Here is a 2,385-nt window from a genome sequence, read left to right on the forward strand (position 1 = left end):
TCACCGCTGCGTCGTGGCCCTCTGTTTCCATGATCGGCACTCCCGTACTCTCGTGTACAAAAGATGGGGCGTGAAGCGATATTCATGGCACGCCGCAGCGCTGTCGCTGATTGCCTTGCCGGGCAGCTGTATTAGCACACCGCCACCTCGATGTCTATTCATCTGGTTTCACTATAAGTGAAAGCGGTGTGTTTGCCGTGGCTGTCATTTTTTTTCAAGCTTAATATAGTTTAATAGCATACTCGTTACTTTCAACGGAAGTTTGAGGGGTTTTCAACACAATCGTGCCTAATTTTCTTTTTTTTGCTCGAAATGTAGTCTAGATACTTGACAAAAATTTGTGTTATATTATTTTCTATCTGTACTTAAGTATTGTAGGCTAGTTAAAATGGGGCAGACTATGAAATACCGGGTTCAGCAATTCAAGAAGACGCAGCACGGGAAAATCTACCATTATTCTTGGATCGGGTACAGCTACCGGACAGCGAAGGGCACGCCTACCTTCAAGCGTGTGGCCAGTTTGGCTGGGCTTCCTCCCGAAGCGGTCAAGGCCATCAGCAACTCTCTTTCGTCAAATGGCGAATCCAGTGACACCAATCTCAAGGTCGAGTTTTTGTCGGCCATTCCGCTTGGCGCGGAGGCCGTGGCGCATCACTTTGCTGATGAACTAGGCATCCTTGACGCGCTGGCTTGCCTGCCCGAACGGGATCGAAAAGTGGTTCTCGCCTTGATCCTTGATCGAGTCGTGGAGGCCTTTCCGCATTCCCGGAAGTCGCTGTTTGAAAACCTGCCAGGCAGCGGTCTGTCCCGGGTATGCGGTTTGGACGACGAGGATATCAAGCTGGAGCAGATGTATTATGCTCTGGATCATTTGTTTCCCTGCCAGGATACCATCGAACACTATCTGTTCAAACGGAATCATCCGAACCAATCGCGCATGTTCCTGTACGACATCACCAGCAGTTATTTTGAGGGCAATGCGTGCCCGCTGGAGGCTTTCGGCTACAATCGTGATCACAAGCAAGGCAAGAAGCAAATCGTCATCGGCATGCTCACCGACCAGGCTGGCTGTCCCGTAAGTGTGGAGGTCTTCGAAGGAAACACCAGCGACCAAAGCACCGTCATGGACAGAATTGACTCGATGAGGAAAAAGTTCGGGATCGAGGAAATGGTCTTCATTGGAGATCGGGGCATGCTGACGCGGGCGAGACGCAACGACCTGACTGCCAGGGAATATGAGAAAATCAAGTACATCACGGCCTTGAGTCGCGACGAGTTCACCCGCTTTGTCGAGGATGACGATCACCCGTTGCAGCTGTCTTTGTTTGACCGCACCAGGCTGGTGCAAGTGTCGCATGACGGAATCAACTATGTGCTATCCTACAACCCCGAGTTGGAGGAACGCAACTGCGCCGACCGCGATAGAATGCTCGAAAAAACGGAGGCCGTCCTCAAAGGTATTGAAGCCAGTGTGCAAAAAGGGCGTCTGCGTCAGGAAAAACTCATCGCCAAAAGGTTGTTCTCCAAGTTCGACAAATGGAAATGCGCGCGCTTCTTCGATGTCGACTATGGCGAAGGACGTTTCAGCTATCGCCGCAAGGACGAACTCATTGAGTCCTACCGCGCCATGGACGGCTTCTATGTGTTTACCACCGATATCCTGGACATAAGCGCCGAGCAGACACGGGATGAATACCGTGGACTTCAGCAAGTGGAACAGACCTTTCGAACCATGAAGACGACGGATATCTTCATGCGCCCCATTCGTCTGTGGAATCCGGAGCGGGTCAAGGCGCACATTTTTGTCTGCATGCTGGCATACATGATCATCTGGAAGGCCCGCCACAAACTGGCGGAATTCACGGAGCCGCAAGGAGACCTGCGTGTTTCATTGCAAACGGCCTGGAGCAAGCTGGGCGAGCTGCAAATAGGGAAAATCAAGTTGGGAGACGAAGTCCATGAGCAGTTGAGCCAGCCGGAGGCTCAATGCCGGCAGCTACTCAAGCTGGCCGGATTGAGCGCATCCGCCATCAGCAAAAGTTTCCTACGTGGGTAGAGCGAAATTTCGCTGAAATTTCCCCGACCCACGCAGGAAATCACGGCGAGGCCCTCAAACTTCCGTTTCAAGTAGCGGGGACATGTTTTTGTGTTTTGCTACAGGCGTTTTTCTTTGAATAATATTGAAATAAAATATTATTAAAATTGAATCTTATTGAAAGGGGATTAAGAGTACGCGGAGTCTCTCAGCATTGAGTTTGTGCTAGGGACGGACGGACAAGGGGTGCTGTCCTTCCAAGCAAGAAAGCCAAGGCATCCGTCGCTGCGGCGACGGATGCTTTGGTGGTGGGTTATGATGGAGTGCAGCCAGGGTAGGCTTGGGTGTGG

General features: G+C 51.3%; 1 protein-coding gene. It reads left to right on the forward strand.

All coding sequences use genetic code 11. The features are described 5' to 3' along the window. The first annotated feature begins 400 nt into the window (after positions 1-400). Positions 401-2,056, forward strand: coding sequence for an IS1634 family transposase (locus tag J3R75_RS16480; protein WP_307259061.1), 1,656 nt, complete (start codon positions 401-403; stop codon positions 2,054-2,056). Positions 2,057-2,385: the final 329 nt, after the last annotated feature.

The organism is Oligosphaera ethanolica, assembly GCF_030814695.1.
Classification (GTDB): Bacteria; Verrucomicrobiota; Lentisphaeria; order Oligosphaerales; family Oligosphaeraceae; genus Oligosphaera; species Oligosphaera ethanolica.